General features: G+C 32.2%; 11 protein-coding genes and 1 pseudogene. 3 read left to right on the forward strand and 9 right to left on the reverse strand.

Going from position 1 to position 15,890, the window contains the following annotated elements; translation table 11 throughout:
- Positions 1-1,231, reverse strand: a pseudogene (locus M9Q43_RS09670) (hypothetical protein); the annotation flags it as partial.
- 194 nt (positions 1,232-1,425) lie between these two features.
- On the opposite strand from M9Q43_RS09670, the gene M9Q43_RS09675 reads away from it, so the two are divergent.
- Positions 1,426-4,419 carry a sensor histidine kinase gene (locus M9Q43_RS09675; RefSeq protein ID WP_262318726.1) on the forward strand — a complete coding sequence of 998 codons (2,994 nt, stop codon included), beginning with the start codon at positions 1,426-1,428 and terminating at the stop codon, positions 4,417-4,419.
- On the opposite strand, the gene M9Q43_RS09680 is transcribed toward M9Q43_RS09675, so the two are convergent.
- Positions 4,416-5,045, reverse strand: coding sequence for a response regulator transcription factor (locus tag M9Q43_RS09680; RefSeq protein ID WP_262318727.1), 630 nt, complete (start codon positions 5,043-5,045; stop codon positions 4,416-4,418). The genes M9Q43_RS09675 and M9Q43_RS09680 overlap by 4 nt on opposite strands.
- A gap of 90 nt (positions 5,046-5,135) precedes the next feature.
- Here M9Q43_RS09680 and M9Q43_RS09685 point away from each other — a divergent pair, with 90 nt between their 5' ends.
- Together M9Q43_RS09685 and M9Q43_RS09690 are read left to right on the forward strand one after the other, a co-directional pair.
- Positions 5,136-6,731: a peptide chain release factor 3 gene (locus M9Q43_RS09685; RefSeq protein WP_262318728.1), complete on the forward strand. Its 1,596-nt coding sequence runs from the start codon at positions 5,136-5,138 to the stop codon at positions 6,729-6,731.
- Positions 6,732-6,782: 51 nt separating this feature from the next.
- Positions 6,783-6,986: a hypothetical protein gene (locus tag M9Q43_RS09690; RefSeq protein ID WP_262318729.1), complete on the forward strand. Its 204-nt coding sequence runs from the start codon at positions 6,783-6,785 to the stop codon at positions 6,984-6,986.
- Positions 6,987-7,040: 54 nt separating this feature from the next.
- On the opposite strand, the gene M9Q43_RS09695 is transcribed toward M9Q43_RS09690, so the two are convergent.
- The 7 genes from M9Q43_RS09695 to M9Q43_RS09725 form a co-directional block, all read right to left on the reverse strand.
- Positions 7,041-7,922 carry a bifunctional 5,10-methylenetetrahydrofolate dehydrogenase/5,10-methenyltetrahydrofolate cyclohydrolase gene (locus tag M9Q43_RS09695; RefSeq protein WP_262318730.1) on the reverse strand — a complete coding sequence of 294 codons (882 nt, stop codon included), beginning with the start codon at positions 7,920-7,922 and terminating at the stop codon, positions 7,041-7,043.
- Between the two features lie 119 nt (positions 7,923-8,041).
- Positions 8,042-9,388: a signal recognition particle protein gene (ffh, locus tag M9Q43_RS09700; RefSeq protein ID WP_262318731.1), complete on the reverse strand. Its 1,347-nt coding sequence runs from the start codon at positions 9,386-9,388 to the stop codon at positions 8,042-8,044.
- A 116-nt stretch (positions 9,389-9,504) separates the two neighbouring features.
- Positions 9,505-9,693, reverse strand: coding sequence for a YgaP family membrane protein (locus M9Q43_RS09705; RefSeq protein ID WP_262318732.1), 189 nt, complete (start codon positions 9,691-9,693; stop codon positions 9,505-9,507).
- Between the two features lie 11 nt (positions 9,694-9,704).
- Positions 9,705-10,010 carry a hypothetical protein gene (locus M9Q43_RS09710; protein WP_262318733.1) on the reverse strand — a complete coding sequence of 102 codons (306 nt, stop codon included), beginning with the start codon at positions 10,008-10,010 and terminating at the stop codon, positions 9,705-9,707.
- 44 nt (positions 10,011-10,054) lie between these two features.
- The gene (locus tag M9Q43_RS09715) at positions 10,055-13,252 is read right to left on the reverse strand and encodes an efflux RND transporter permease subunit (protein ID WP_262318734.1); all 3,198 of its coding nucleotides are present in this window, start codon (positions 13,250-13,252) and stop codon (positions 10,055-10,057) included.
- A 78-nt stretch (positions 13,253-13,330) separates the two neighbouring features.
- Complete coding sequence (locus tag M9Q43_RS09720) at positions 13,331-14,413, reverse strand: efflux RND transporter periplasmic adaptor subunit (RefSeq protein ID WP_262318735.1); 1,083 nt, start codon at positions 14,411-14,413, stop codon at positions 13,331-13,333.
- A 48-nt stretch (positions 14,414-14,461) separates the two neighbouring features.
- Positions 14,462-15,769, reverse strand: coding sequence for a TolC family protein (locus M9Q43_RS09725; protein ID WP_262318736.1), 1,308 nt, complete (start codon positions 15,767-15,769; stop codon positions 14,462-14,464).
- Positions 15,770-15,890: the final 121 nt, after the last annotated feature.

Here is a 15,890-nt window from a genome sequence, read left to right on the forward strand (position 1 = left end):
TGGTTGGATTTGGATCTGTACCGTCTGGAATACCATCGTTATCATTATCTGTTTCACAAATTCCCGTCAAACCATCTCCATCTGGATCAGCAGCTGGAGAAACAGCATTTGCATATACACCAATGTAACTTGCTGCAACAACGGTTCCGTTTGGATTTACAGCAGGCACACCTACTCCATAAACCCCACCATCACCACCATCAGCAGTTGCTAAATTATAATATTCATTTGCATCAGAACAACCATCATCATCAGAATCTAAATCTAAGTGATTAGGGATTGTATCTCCATCTAAGCTTGATTCATAAATATCTGGCAAACCATCACTATCTAAATCCGTATAATTTGTAATTGAACCATCTGCATTAGCAATATATGTTGCTGATGCTCCTGTATTATCTGATGTATCCAAGAAATTTGGCAATCCATCACCATCGTGATCTCCATTTGGGTCATTACCTCCAGCTTCTGTAACATCTAAAATACCATCATTATCATCGTCTAAATCTAAATCATCAGAAACACCATCTCCATCAGTATCATTTAAACAAACAGCATATAATGGTGTTGCAATTGGAAAGTCATTTTGATTTATATCAAAATCTTTCAAGAAACCATTATTAGCATAATTATCAAATTCAATTTGAGTAATATCATTAAATTCGTACATTACTCTACTTGGAGCCAAATTTGCTTCATTCTGAGTTCCAGTTGCATTCAAATCAGGTGGAGTATTGTTAATCACCAAATTTGTTGGATCTGCAGTTGCAGTAAAACGAACCGAAGCGCCACAATTAGTTGCTAAAGATTCATTATTTGGCCCATCAATGTCATTGATTACAAATCTATAATCATTGATAGGAACAGGTGTAACTCCATCTGCTTGCAAAAATGTGAATCTAATTCTGGATAAATTTGCTGGAATTCCTGAACCAGCTGGATTAGACGTGTATCTAATATTATCCAAATTTTGAGTAAATGCACCCGTACCAGGTCCTGCAACAACTTGAGCCCTAACACGAGCTAAGGTTGGAATTGTTGCTGAAGTAGCACTAAACAATGCATTAGCAGAGTTATTCCCTGAAATAACCCCTGTAATTGTAACATTCTCAAAATTTTGAGAAAATACATTTACAGACGAAAACAAAGCAAATAACATCATTAATGACATTAGATGTTTTTTAAAACCGCCTTTTAAACTAAAAAAATCAATTAGTAATGATTTCATCATAATTATATATTTACTTAATAGTATTGTAAAAGTGTAGTGACATTTTTAGACAATACACAAATTGGAAACAAAACTATTAAGATTTTTTTAAGATATTTGCAGATAAGATCTACAATTATTGTAGAATAAAAACTACAGTGTTGTTTACCGAATTTATCGTACATTTCGTCGATATAAATTAACAAAATAAGCCGTTGAACAGATTTCTACTTATAATTCTATTATTTCAATTTGGATTTTCGCAGCAGAATTTTCATGAAGCGTGGTATTCTGCCGACACTGAGCATTTGCCTCAAAATTCTGTTAAAAGCATTTCGCCTGACAAATATGGATTTGTATGGATGACAACAGAAAATGGATTGGTTAGATTTGACGGAAAGAATTTCAAAACCTATAATAGTAATAATAGTCGTTTGTCATCTAATCGATTTCTTTATTTAAGTGGTTCAATTGAAAAAGATTCATTGAGAACATTTACTGAAGCATATGCAGACATTGTTATTATTAACAATAGAAGAGCAATTAAAGCCAAAAAGAATAATTTTTCAACTTCTTTTGATGAGTATGAAAATAATCGCTTTTATATGAACAACACCTATAATTTAACAACTAATTTTTTAGATAGTAAAATTAAAAACCAAAAGGGTGAATACTATAAAATCGAAAAAAATAGTATTACATTTTTTGATAAAAAAAATCAAAAGAAAAAAGTAGTAGAGCACCAACACAATTCAAATGACGATTACTTTTTGTTAAATGACGATTTGGTTTGCTTAAGTTCAAATGGAGATTACCTATTTTTTAATCATACTATTTCAAAAAACAATAAATTATTTATTAGTAAAAATTCGAAAAAAATCTACAATCATTTAACGCAACAATATTTTATTTGTACCAATAATGAGATTTACATATTAAAAAAAACTACCAATAAACTATATTTATCTTTACTTCACAAATTAGACAAACCATTTACATATGATGTTAAATGTTTGTTTTATGACATTAAGAGTAATAAATTATTTATAGGAACTGGAGAAAAAGGTATAGGAATTATTACTTTAAATAAATTTGGTATACTGACTAACCCAAATAGCACTAACAATACTTATTATGCAACAACACCCTTTTCAAAGGATAATATTTTAACCGCAAAAGGAGAAGTTTTTAATAAAGATGGATTAGTAAATGATTTTAAACTAAACCTAACAGGTTATCAATTTGGCATTACAATAGATAAACAACAAAATATTTGGATACAAAATAACGCCACTCTAATTTGTCATCTTAAAAACACCAACTATAAAACATTTAAGAAGTTTGAATTCAAATCTATAATAGCATCTATTTATTGTGATTCAAAAAACAAAATTTGGATAGGTTTTAGAAAAGGTGATGCATCAGAAGTATTTGTTGCAACAATAAATGCTAACGACGTTAATTCAACACCTATTTTCATAAAATCATTAAATGAGCCTGTAAACTTCTTTGTAGAATTGGGAAAAAATAAAATGATGTTATCGACTTTGAATAAGAAAATTATTCAATATGATAAATTTACTCAAAAAGTAACAAAATTTTCAAGTGGTAAAAATGACATTAGAAGTATTTTTATTTGTAATAATAATAAAATTTGGGTATGCACCTATAGTAATGGTTTTAGCCTGTTTGAAAACAATACCTTTTATAAAATGCCTAACGATAATAATTCTTATTTAACATCGGCACATTGTATAAACGAGGATCGCAAAGGGCATTTTTGGATTAGCACAAACAAAGGTTTAATTGAAGTTGATAAAAAAAGTTTACTAAAACATGTCAAAGATAAGTCTCCAATATATTACCATCATTATGATTCAAAAAATGGTTTTTTAACTAATGAATTTAATGGTGGCTGCCAACCATGCAGTACAAAACTTGAAAACGGTTATTTTATTTATCCAAGTCTAAACGGGTTAATTGCTTTTCATCCAGAAAAAGTGAACAAAATACTACCATCTGGTGATTTTTATATTAATGAAGCTGAAACTAATAATGAAACAATATTTTTTAAAGATACTTTTCATACAAATAGAAAAGATAATCGTATAAAAATAAAAATTGATTTTCCATATTTTGGTAATGAAAACAACATTCATTTTGAAGCAAAACTATTATTAAATGAAGAAGACAAATGGATAAATATCTCAAATGAAAGAGCAATTAGTTTTACAAACTTGCCTCCAGGACATCATACTTTATATATTAGAAAATTAGGCGATTTTTCTTCAAAATATCAAACAAAAAAAATTTTTATTTGCGTTCCATTCTTTTACTATGAAACACTTTGGTTTAAAATAATTGTTTCAATATTGATAGCCGGAATTTTTATCTACGGAATTCGACTTAGATATAATTATATTCAAAAGAAAAACGAAGAACTTGAAAGAATAATTGAAGAACGAACCAAAAAACTTATTAAAGCAGTTGATAATTTAAAAACAACAAAAAATAACTTAACTCAAGAAATAATTCAACAAAAAAAACTAATTGGTACCATAAGCCACGATATCAAAAGTCCACTAAAATTTTTATCCATCACAGCCAAACATTTAAACGAAAAATTACTACATTCTGAAAATGAAATAATAAAAGACAACGCAAAAATAATGCATGATTCAGCCAATCAATTGTATCGATTTGTAGAAAATTTGGTTGATTATTCTAAAATTTTTATGGAACACAATGATATCAACAAATTAAAAAAAGAAAATATTGATGTTATTATTAATGAAAAAATCAGCTTATTTAAAAATATGGCTGAAGCTAATGCAGTAATAATTACCTATAAAAACTTCGCTCCTTCTCAAATAAATTTAAATAAAAAAGTAATAGGTATAATTATTCACAATTTATTAGATAATGCTATAAAAAACACGGTAATTGGAACAATTGCCATTGAAACTAAAATTGCAAAAAATAAAATCCACATCAGTATAGAAGATACTGGTGCAGGAATGCCATTAGAGATTAAAAACTATTATTTAAGCCTTCAAAAAAACTTTGAAACAGATAAACTAGCCATCCAAAATTATGGCCTTGGGCTTCACATGGTATTAGAACTTTTACGTTTATTAAAAGGTGATTTGAAAATTTATTCAAAAGAAAACGAAGGTACTAAAGTAACCATAATATTAGATGTCAACTAATTACAATGTAAATGATGCTTTTCTATCAACTCTACCAAGTTATTGATTTTGAGCTTTTCAAAAATTCTATTTTTATAAGTACTTACTGTTGACATTTGAATTCCTAAGTTATTTGAAATTTCAAGATTACCATCTCCTCTAACCAGTAAATTTGCAATTTCAATTTCTCTTTTAGATAGTTTATCAAATGGATTCAAAGGCTCATCATTTAATAAATTATTATTCAATTGATCAATTAAATTCTCAGTCAAATATTTTCCAAATTCTCTGATTGATCTTACCGCATCAATTAATTTTTCTTCGCTACTTAATTTATTTAAAAAACCATCTGCTCCAGCAGACACATATCTTAAAGCATAAAATTCTTCTTCATGTGCCGAAAACATAAGAATTTTAACTTCAGGAACAATTGCTCTAATTTCTGGAATCATTTCAATATTTTTCCCTCCAGGAATATTAATATCTAAAATAATTAAATCATAAGAGAATTGCTTAACCTTATCCAAAGTCTCACTAAAAGTTGAGGCAAATTGAATGTCTAAATCATTAATTTCACTATTTAAAATAATAGAAACACCTGTTTTTACAACCATGTGGTCGTCAACAATTAATATTTTATAACTCATTAGGGGTAAATTTATAAATGCTAAAATAATAAATTAATCATAGATTATAATGTTATTTTTAAATACTATTTTTGCACAAAATTATTACACATGAGCTTTACAGAAGAAATAGCAAGAAGAAGAACGTTTGGAATTATATCGCATCCCGATGCAGGTAAAACAACATTAACCGAAAAACTACTTTTATTTGGTGGTGCTATCCAAGAAGCTGGGGCTGTTAAAAGCAATAAAATTAAAAAAGGAGCTACTTCCGATTTCATGGAAATTGAACGCCAAAGAGGAATTTCGGTAGCAACATCTGTATTGGCTTTTATTTATAAAGACAAAAAAATCAATATTTTAGATACGCCAGGTCACAAAGACTTTGCAGAAGATACATTTAGAACTTTAACCGCTGTAGACAGTGTTATTGTGGTAATTGACGTTGCAAAAGGTGTTGAGGAACAAACCGAAAAATTGGTTGAAGTTTGTAGAATGCGAAACATTCCAATGATTGTTTTTATCAACAAATTGGATCGTGAAGGAAAAGATGCATTTGATTTAATGGACGAAGTGGAACAAAAATTAAAGCTTCGTGTAACGCCATTGAGTTTCCCAATAGGAATGGGATATGATTTCAAAGGGATTTACAATATTTGGGAAAAGAACATCAACCTTTTTGAAGGTGATAGTCGAAAAAACATTGAAGAAACGATTGCTTTTGATGATATAAATAATCCAGAATTAGAAAAAATTATTGGCGAAAAGCCAGCAAATCGTTTACGTGAAGAATTAGAATTAATTGAAGAGGTTTATCCTGCATTTAGTTTAGAGGAATATCTTTCAGGCGACTTACAACCGGTATTTTTTGGTTCGGCTTTAAATAACTTTGGAGTTCGTGAATTACTAGACTGTTTTATTGAAATTGCACCTACGCCAAGAGCTAAAGAATCTGATACTCGATTGGTAAAACCTGAAGAAGAAAAACTTAGCGGTTTTGTATTCAAAATTCACGCAAACATGGATCCAAAACATAGAGACAGAATTGCCTTTGTAAAAGTTGTTTCGGGAACTTTTGAACGCAATAAACCTTACTTACACGTGAGACAAGGTAAAAATTTAAAATTCTCTAGTCCAAATGCTTTTTTTGCTGAAAAAAAAGAAATTGTAGATATTTCTTATCCTGGAGATATTGTAGGTTTACACGACACTGGGAACTTCAAAATTGGTGATACATTAACAGAAGGTGAAAAAATGAATTTTAAAGGAATTCCAAGTTTCTCACCAGAACATTTTAGATATATAAATAATGCTGATCCATTAAAATCAAAACAATTAGAAAAAGGTGTTGACCAATTAATGGACGAAGGCGTGGCACAGTTGTTTACTTTAGAAATGAATGGAAGAAAAGTAATTGGAACAGTTGGAGCCTTACAATACGAAGTAATTCAATACCGTTTAGAACACGAATATGGCGCAAAATGTACCTATGAAAACTTTCCTGCGTTTAAAGCGTGTTGGGTAAAACCACAAGATCCTAAAAATGTAGAATTTGCCGAATTTAAACGTGTGAAACAAAAATTCTTAGGTCATGATAAATATGGACAATTGGTTTTCTTAGCTGATAGTGACTTCTCTATTCAAATGACGCAGCAAAAATATCCAACTGTTGAATTATTTTTCACTTCAGATTTTCAGAAAAGATAAATTATTAGTATAATTGCACTAATTATTAATAGAGCCCCCAAATTTAAAAATATGAAATCAAACTTATTTAAACTCTATGCAACACTTATGATGGCTTTTGTAAGCTTCTTAAGTTTTGCGGATCCTATTGATCCACCAGCAGATGATGACCCACCAGCTTCACCAATCAACACAAAATTAATTTGGTTAGCGATTGTAGGAGTTTCTTTTGCATTTTTATATTTTAGAAAGCAAATTAAAACAACTCAAAACTAAGTTTATTACATAAAAAAAAGACCTGAAATTTTCAGGTCTTTTTTTATTCAACTATTATCTATTTCTCTTTTGTTCTCTTGCTAACAATGTGTTTTTTAACAACATTGCAATTGTCATTGGCCCTACTCCACCTGGAACTGGCGTAATGTAGGATGCTTTTTTAGATACATTTTCGAAATCTACATCACCAACAATTCTATAGCCTTTTTCAGTAGTTTCATCTTCTACTCTTGTGATACCTACGTCGATAATTACTACGTCATCTTTTACCATTTCTGCTTTTAGAAAATTTGGAACACCTAATGCTGAAATAATAATATCAGCTTGAGATGTAATTTGGTTGATGTTTTTAGAATGACTGTGTGTTACTGTTACCGTTGAATTTCCAGGAAATCCTTTTCTTCCCATTAAAATTCCCATAGGACGACCTACGATGTGGCTTCTTCCGATAACTACAGTGTGCTTACCATCGGTTGGCACATTGTATCTTTCTAATAATTCTAAAATTCCAAAAGGAGTTGCTGGAATAAAAGTAGACATATCTAAAGCCATTTTTCCAAAGTTTTCTGGATGGAAACCATCTACATCTTTACTTGGATCAATTGCTTCAATGATTTTTTGCGTATCGATTTGTTTTGGTAAAGGCAACTGAACAATGAATCCATCAATATCATCATTTTCGTTCAATTCTTTGATTTTTTTCAACAATTCAGTTTCAGAAGTTGTGCTTGGCATTTTAATCAAAGTCGATTCAAAACCTACGCGCTCGCATGATTTTACTTTGCTTCCTACATAGGTTAAACTCGCTCCATCGTTACCAACAATAATGGCAGCTAAATGAGGAACTTTTTCTCCATTAGCTTTCATTTGAGCTACCTCAGCAGCAATCTCATTTTTAATATCTTCCGATACCTTTTTTCCGTCTAAAATTTGCATTTGTTTTTTGTTTCAGGTTTAGTGTTTTGGAATTAAAGTTGTGTGTTTTCCAAAACAAATAGTTAGTATATTTAAAAAAAATAAGGCTTAAACTCGAAAATTTAAACCTTAACTGTAATTTACATTTTTGGCATTCCGCCTTTCATTCCAGCCATAGCCTTCATCATGTTTTTTCCGCCACCGCCTTGCATCATTTTCATCATTTTGCTCATTTGGTCGAATTGCTTCATCAATTGGTTGACTTGCTCAATTTTTGTTCCAGAACCTTTAGCAATTCTGTTTTTTCGTTTCACATCAATTAATGATGGTTTGCTTCTTTCAATTGGCGTCATTGATTGAATAATTGCTTCAATATGTTTGAATGCATCATCTTCAATTTCAACATCTTTTAATGCTTTTCCAGCTCCAGGAATCATTCCAACAAGGTCTTTCATGTTACCCATTTTTTTGATTTGTTGGATTTGCGCTAAGAAATCATCAAAACCAAATTCGTTTTTAGCGATTTTCTTTTGTAATTTTCTTGCTTCTTCTTCGTCGTATTGCTCTTGTGCTCTTTCTACTAAGGAAACAACGTCTCCCATTCCCAAGATTCTATCCGCCATACGATTTGGATAAAACACATCGATAGCTTCCATTTTTTCACCTGTACCGATGAATTTAATTGGTTTATTTACTACCGATTTAATCGAAATGGCAGCTCCACCACGTGTATCACCATCTAACTTCGTTAAGATAACTCCGTCAAAATTTAATCTATCGTTGAAAGCTTTTGCTGTATTTACTGCATCTTGCCCTGTCATTGCATCCACAACAAATAACGTTTCATGTGGCTCAATTGCTTTATGAACATTTGCAATTTCGTTCATCATTTGCTCATCCACAGCCAAACGACCAGCGGTATCGACAATTACTACATTGAAACCATTAGCTTTTGCGTGTTTGATTGCATTTTGAGCAATTTCAACTGGATTTTTATTTTCCGGTTCTGAATATACTTCAACACCAATTTGTCCACCCACTACGTGCAACTGATTAATTGCCGCAGGACGATAGATATCACAAGCTACTAATAAAGGTTTTTTGTTCTTTTTAGTTTTTAAAAAGTTTGCTAATTTACCCGAAAAAGTAGTTTTACCAGAACCTTGTAAACCTGACATTAAAATCACTGTTGGGTTTCCTGATAAATTAATTCCAGCGGCATCACCACCCATTAATTCGGTCAATTCATCTTTAACAATTTTCACCATTAACTGACCTGGCTGTAACGTAGTTAATACGTTTTCACCAATTGCTTTTTCTTTTACTCTTGTAGTAAAATCTTTGGCAATTTTAAAGTTAACGTCGGCATCTAATAATGCTCTACGCACTTCTTTTAAAGTATCGGCAACATTTACATCGGTAATTTTACCATGACCTTTTAAAATATGAAACGCCTTATCTAATTTATCGCTTAAATTATCAAACATAATTTTGAATTTGTGTAATGAAGTGCAAAGATAAGATAAAGTTATAAAGTTGCAAAGTGAGAAAATGGGTTTGTTCTAAATAAAAAAACCAGCCTTAAAAGCTGGTTTTTTATAAATTAATCTTGAATCTTAAATACTTTTCTCAAAATATCTTCCATTAAACACCATTTGGTAATGGACGATTGCAATAAATTGGCTCCTACAAAAATGGTAAACCAAAACCAATTTTCATTCACATACATTCCTAACAGCACACTTAAAATAATGAAGGTTCCTGCTATTGCTCTTATTAATCTGTTTATCATACTCTTTGATTTTAATTATATTGTTCTACTGCTAAAACGGCCAAATGGACCTGTGAAGTTGACTCTTGATGTGTATTAAATTTATTGACTAAATCAAATAAAATAGTCACGTTCTCTTTTAAAACATAAGCATAAAAAACGATTGATTCTGTTTCATTCATTTCTGAACCAAACCAATTAGATTCTACACTTTCCTCTGAAGCATCTCTAAAACCTTTTACATCTCTGTACGAATACGATTTAACTTTCGCTTCTTTTAGCATTTTTTTGATGTCTTTTTCAAACTCTGCTATTGCTGTGATTACTACTAATTTCATGTTTTTATTTTTTAGATTCTGAAACGAGTTCAGAATGTCATAATTTAATTATTTTTCTCCCATTTTTTACGCTCTACAATGTAGTAGATCAAAGGCACCACGATTAATGTCAACAATGTTGAAACAATCGCACCAGCAACTAACGAAATGGCTAATCCTTGGAAAATTGGGTCAAACAAAATGATTGAGGCTCCGATTACCACTGCTCCAGTCGTTAATAAAATTGGAGTGGTTCTAACGGCTCCCGCTTCAATGATAGCTTGTTTCATTGGAATACCATCGTTCAAACGGATTTCGATAAAGTCAATCAGCAAGACCGAATTTCGCACCATAACTCCTGCTAAAGCAATCATTCCAATGAACGAAGTTGCAGTAAAGAAAGCACCTAAAACCCAGTGACCTAATACAATTCCAACCAATGAAAGTGGAATTGCAACCATCATTACTAATGGTGTTTTGAAGTTTTGAAACCAACCTACAATCAACATGTAAATCACAATAATTACAACTAAGAAAGCAGCTCCTAAATCACGGAACACTTCTAAGGTTATTTGCCATTCGCCATCCCATTTTACGGTGAAATCGCTTTCATCAGTTGGAGCATCCATGTACAATTCGTTTACTTTATATCCTTTTGGCAATTGCATTTTTTCTAACTTCTCATTCATTCCTAAAATCGCATATACTGGACTTTCTAATGCTCCCGCCATATCAGCTAAAACATACACCACGCGTTTTTGATCTTTTCTGTAAATCGTATTTTGAAGTGTATCTGTAGTAACTTTTACCAAATCGCTCACAGGAACCACATTGCCACGACTGCCTTTGATTTTTAGATTTTGAATATCTTGAATCGAAGTTTTGTCTTTGTCTTCTAATGAAAGCGTAATACCTACAGGATTATTCGAACGTTCATCGTACAAGTTAGAAACTGGCATTTCTCTCAACAAATACGTTAAGTTACCAACTACTTGCTGTGGAGCAATTCCGTTTAACATGGCTTTTTCTCTGTCAACTTCTAATTTGTATTCTACTTGAGGTGCTTCTACCATCCAATCGGTATCTACTACATCAGAAGTAGTTTCCAAAATGGTTTTAACTTGGTTCGCAACTTTAATTTGGTCTTCATAATTTGGTCCATACACCTCAGCAACTAACGTAGATAAAACAGGTGGTCCTGGTGGCACTTCAACGATTTTTACATTCGCACCATATTTTTTTGCAATTTTTTGCACTTCTGGACGAACCACTTTTGCAATATCATGACTTTGTAAATCTCTATCTTCTTTGTGTAGTAAATTCACCTGAATATCAGCCATATTGCTTCCACCACGCATATCATAATGACGCACCAAACCATTAAATGTTATTGGAGCCGATGCACCTACATAATTCTGATAATCCACCACTTCTGGAACCGTTGAAAGATATTGCGCAATTTCTTTAGTAACCGCTGCTGTTCGTTCTAACGTAGTTCCTTCTGGCATATCAATTACGACTTGGAATTCGTTTTTATTATCAAAAGGCAACATTTTAACCGCAACTGATTTCGTAAAAAACAGCATAACCGAACCGATTAACAAAACGCCTGTTACCAAAAACATTAGATTACGTTTTTTAGAATTGTCTAAAAGTGGTTCTTCAATTTTTTTGTAAATTCTATAAATCCACGAGGTTTCTAAACCTTGTTCTTCTTTGTGTTCTTGTTCGTCTTTTTCGTGTAATAAATGGTATCCCAAATAAGGTGTAACGGTCAAAGCTACAAACAACGATAATATCATCGCAATCGAAGCACCAATTGGCATCGGACTCATGTAAGGTCCCATCATACCAGACACGAAAGCCATTGGCAAAATAGCTGCAATTACAGTAAAAGTCGCTAAAATGGTTGGGTTTCCTACTTCGTTAATCGCATAAATAGCCGCTTGTTTGAATGGGAGTCGCTTCATTTTGAAATGACGGTGCATGTTTTCGGCAATAATAATACTGTCGTCTACTACGATTCCTACCACAAAAACTAAGGCAAAAAGCGTGATTCGATTTAAGGTATATCCCAATAAGTAATAACTAAATAAAGTCAATGCAAAGGTCAATGGAACGGAGAAAAACACTACTAATCCGCCTCTCCAACCCATCGCTAACATTACTAAAACGGTTACTGCAATAATAGCAACACCTAAGTGTAATAATAGCTCACCTACTTTGTGCGATGCTGTTTCTCCATAGTTTCTAGAAACTTCAACGTGTACATCAGACGGAATTACATTTTTCTTTAAAGCTTCTACTCGTTCCAGAATTTTCTCTGAAATTTTCATTGCATCCGCACCTTTAACTTTTGCAATCGAAATGGTTACGGCTGGATATTCTGAATTGTGTTTTGAGAATTTTTCATTCGCTTTTCCGTATCCAAAAGAAACATAATTCTTAGGTGTTTGTGGTCCGTCTTGAATGGATGCGACTTGTTTTAGATAAACGGGCATATTGTTATTTACACCAACGACCAAGTTTTCTACATCTTCCGAAGAGGCTAAAAATTTACCTGTAGTAACTAAATATTCAGTGTCATTTTGCACAAAACTTCCTGATTGCGAACTTCCATTATTGGCTTGAATCATTTGCATAATACTCAACGCATCTACACCATTTTCGCCCATTTTATCTTTGTCTAAAACTACTTTTAGCTCGCGTGTTCTTCCACCAATTTCTTTCGTAATCGCAACGTCTTTTACTTTTTCAACTTCCGAAGTAACTTCTTCTGCTATTTGACGCAATTGAAAATCATCGTATTTTTCGCTCCATAGTGTTAATCCCAACATCGGAACATCGTCAATAGAACGCGTTTTCACCATTGGTTGATAAACACCTTGTGGAAACATATTTTGGTGTTTCATCAATTCATCGTATAATTTTACATACGAATCTTCGCTGTTTTCACCCACATAAAATTGCACCACCATCATGGCCTGACCGTTCATGGCCATACTGTGAATGTGCTCTACTCCTTTGATGTTTGAAATTACTTTTTCAAGCGGTTTAATCACTCTACTTTCTACTTCGCTTGGACTTGCACCTGGATAACCCACCATTACGTCGGCCATAGGAACATTAATTTGTGGTTCTTCTTCTCTTGGAATTAAGAACGAACTGTATGTACCAATTATCATCAACGCTACCATCAATAAAATGGTTAGCTTTGAGTTGATGAAAAAATTGGCTATTTTACCTGATATACCTTCTTGCATGATTTTATAATTTGATGATTTGAAAATTAGATAATTTGAAAATTGATAAAATCATCTTCAAATTTTCAAATTGACTCATTAATTAATTTGAACTTTAGCTCCGTTAAATAATTTTCCTTCAGCTGAAACGATATATTGTTCCTCTGCTGATAATCCTGATAAAACTTCTACTTGATTCCCGAATGTTTTTCCGATTCGTAACCATCTTAAAATTGCGACATTGCCGCTTCCTACAGTGTAAATTCCTGTCAATTGACCTTGTTTTACTAAAGAGGTTTCTGGAACCATAACTACTGTTGATTTTGCTGTAGTTGTTTCTTTTTTAGCGGTTGAAAATTGAACGTTAACAAACATTCCAGATAAAATTTCTTTATCCATTTTGTCTAAAGTTACTTTCACCAAATATTGTCCACCCGTATTTTTTGCAGATAAACTCACTTCAGAAACTTTTCCAGCAACTTCTTTATTTAATGATTTCACGTTGATTTTAACTGGCATTCCGTTTTTTACATTGGAAATATCACTTTCCGAAACCATTGCCGTTACTTGTAATCTTGAAGCACCTTCTATACTTACTAAAGGCATTCCTGGATTGGCCATATCGCCTTCTTTTACGAAAGTATTAGTTACGGTTCCACTAAATGGAGCTGTAATATTCGAATAAGAAAACTGCGCCATCACTTCATTACGCATTTGTTTGGCTGCTTCTAAACCTGCTTTTGCCATTTCGTAGCGTGCTGTCATATCGTCCAATTCTTTTTGCGAAGCCGATTGTTGTGCAAACAAATTCACAAAACGATCATAATCTTTCTTAGCATTGTTATACCCTGCAGTTGCTTGTGTAATTGAAGCGTCAACTTGTGCTTTTTTCGCTTGTAAATCGGTATTATTGATGCTTACTAAAAGTTGTCCAGCCGAAACATTTTGTCCCACTTTCACATTCACTTTGGTTACATATCCCATCATTCTTGTGCTTAGATTCGCACTATTTTCCGATTCGATTTTTCCACTTGCTGTTATGTATGGACTATTAGAATTTCCCGAATTTCCAGCCACTTTTACTGGAACTGCAGGTAAATCAGCTACATTTTCTTTTTTATCACTCCCACAAGAAGTTAAGATTAGTGAAGACAAAGTGATTATAGTTATTATCTTTTTCATATTATTTAGTTTTGAGTTTGAACTTGTTCTTGAACTTGTTCTTGAGATTTATTTCGTTAAAAATTGTAAGTATTGTTTGGTAAAGTTATATTCGAAAACGGCTTGCAAATGCTCTAATTCTTTTTGTGCCATTTGCGTTTCAGCCATCAATAAATCGGTTGTTTTTTCTAATCCTTGTGTAAATCTATTTTGACGAATTCTAAAAGCTTCTTGCGATTGTTCAAAAGCTAATTGGGATAAATTCACTTTGTTTTCTGCATCTAGCAATTGACGATTAGTTTTACTCAATTCTAACTGACTTTGCTTTTTGTATTGTTCAGTTTCAATTTCGGCTTTTTCAAAATCAGCTTTTGCTTTTTGAGTTTTCCCAATGGTTTTGAATCCGTCAAAAACATTCCATGATAATTGAGCTCCTAAAACATATCCTTTAGCAGAAGTTTGGAACACATGTTGGTCATACAATTCGTAACTTCCAAAAGCATTTAATCGTGGTAAGAATCCAAATTTGAATGATTGAAACATCTTTTTGTACGCTTCAGAAGATTTTTGCATCGCTTGAATATCTTTTCTGGAATCAGAAATTGTTGTATTCATACTTTCAATTGCAATTGAATTATCTAAAGCTTCTGCTGGCTTGTAGGTTTTTCCAGCCATATCTTCATTCAATAAAAACGCTAAATAATCGGATGCGTTTTGCACATTTGATTTGGCATACTGTAATTGATTTGTAATTTCATTCACACGAACTTGAACGTTTAACAAATCGGTTTTTTGCAACATTCCGTTTTTGAAATAGTTTTCAACCATTTTTAAATTGCCTTGTGCGGTTGTATTGGCTTTTTCCAACACGGTGACAGCTTTATAAGCCAATTGCAATTGCATATATGCTTTTGAAACTTCCAATTCTAAATATTCTTTAGTTCGTTCCGTTTGTAATTGAAAAGCATCCATTTTTGCTTTAGCGGCTTGTCTTCCATATAAACCATCTAAATTAAAAAGAGGTTGCTGTACTTCGATTTTAGTTGCGAAGTTTTGCGTTTTTTCGGGATCATTTAACAACGCTGGATTAAAATCGGAAGCAGTTAAAATTTCCTGATTTAATTTTGACCCAAATGCCATTAACGGATTAGTTGTTGAAATTCCAGTATGAGAAACATTGATATTAGGCAAAAAAAGTGCATTTGATTGACGATAATCTGCTTTAGCCGATTGAAATGATTTTTCAGCCACTTTGATTTGTAAATTGTTCTCTGTGACTTTTTGTAACAAATCATTTTTTGAAATCGTCAGCGTATCTTGTGCAAAACCAGCACCAGTTACCATTCCTAATACGATTAATAAATTGACTTTTTTCATAGTATAGTTTTATTCTTATTTTATATTGCAAATGTACATTCGTAAAAAAAGGTAGTTGGTAACAAGAGTTACACAGGTTTGTAATACTTGTTACAAATGAAAAGAGCACCTCTTCAGATGC

Origin of the sequence: Flavobacterium odoriferum, from assembly GCF_025499515.1 — a bacterium.
Lineage (GTDB): Bacteria > Bacteroidota > Bacteroidia > Flavobacteriales > Flavobacteriaceae > Flavobacterium > Flavobacterium odoriferum.

Coding starts and splice junctions, on each gene's coding strand:
- M9Q43_RS09680 (WP_262318727.1), bottom strand. CDS start 5,045: ATGAGTTATAAAATATTAATTGTTGACGACCACATGGTTGTAAAAACA.
- M9Q43_RS09710 (WP_262318733.1), bottom strand. CDS start 10,010: ATGAAATTAGTAGTAATCACAGCAATAGCAGAGTTTGAAAAAGACATC.
- M9Q43_RS09720 (WP_262318735.1), bottom strand. CDS start 14,413: ATGAAAAAGATAATAACTATAATCACTTTGTCTTCACTAATCTTAACT.
- M9Q43_RS09690 (WP_262318729.1), top strand. CDS start 6,783: ATGAAATCAAACTTATTTAAACTCTATGCAACACTTATGATGGCTTTT.
- M9Q43_RS09705 (WP_262318732.1), bottom strand. CDS start 9,693: ATGATAAACAGATTAATAAGAGCAATAGCAGGAACCTTCATTATTTTA.
- M9Q43_RS09725 (WP_262318736.1), bottom strand. CDS start 15,769: ATGAAAAAAGTCAATTTATTAATCGTATTAGGAATGGTAACTGGTGCT.
- M9Q43_RS09685 (WP_262318728.1), top strand. CDS start 5,136: ATGAGCTTTACAGAAGAAATAGCAAGAAGAAGAACGTTTGGAATTATA.
- ffh (WP_262318731.1), bottom strand. CDS start 9,388: ATGTTTGATAATTTAAGCGATAAATTAGATAAGGCGTTTCATATTTTA.
- M9Q43_RS09695 (WP_262318730.1), bottom strand. CDS start 7,922: ATGCAAATTTTAGACGGAAAAAAGGTATCGGAAGATATTAAAAATGAG.
- M9Q43_RS09715 (WP_262318734.1), bottom strand. CDS start 13,252: ATGCAAGAAGGTATATCAGGTAAAATAGCCAATTTTTTCATCAACTCA.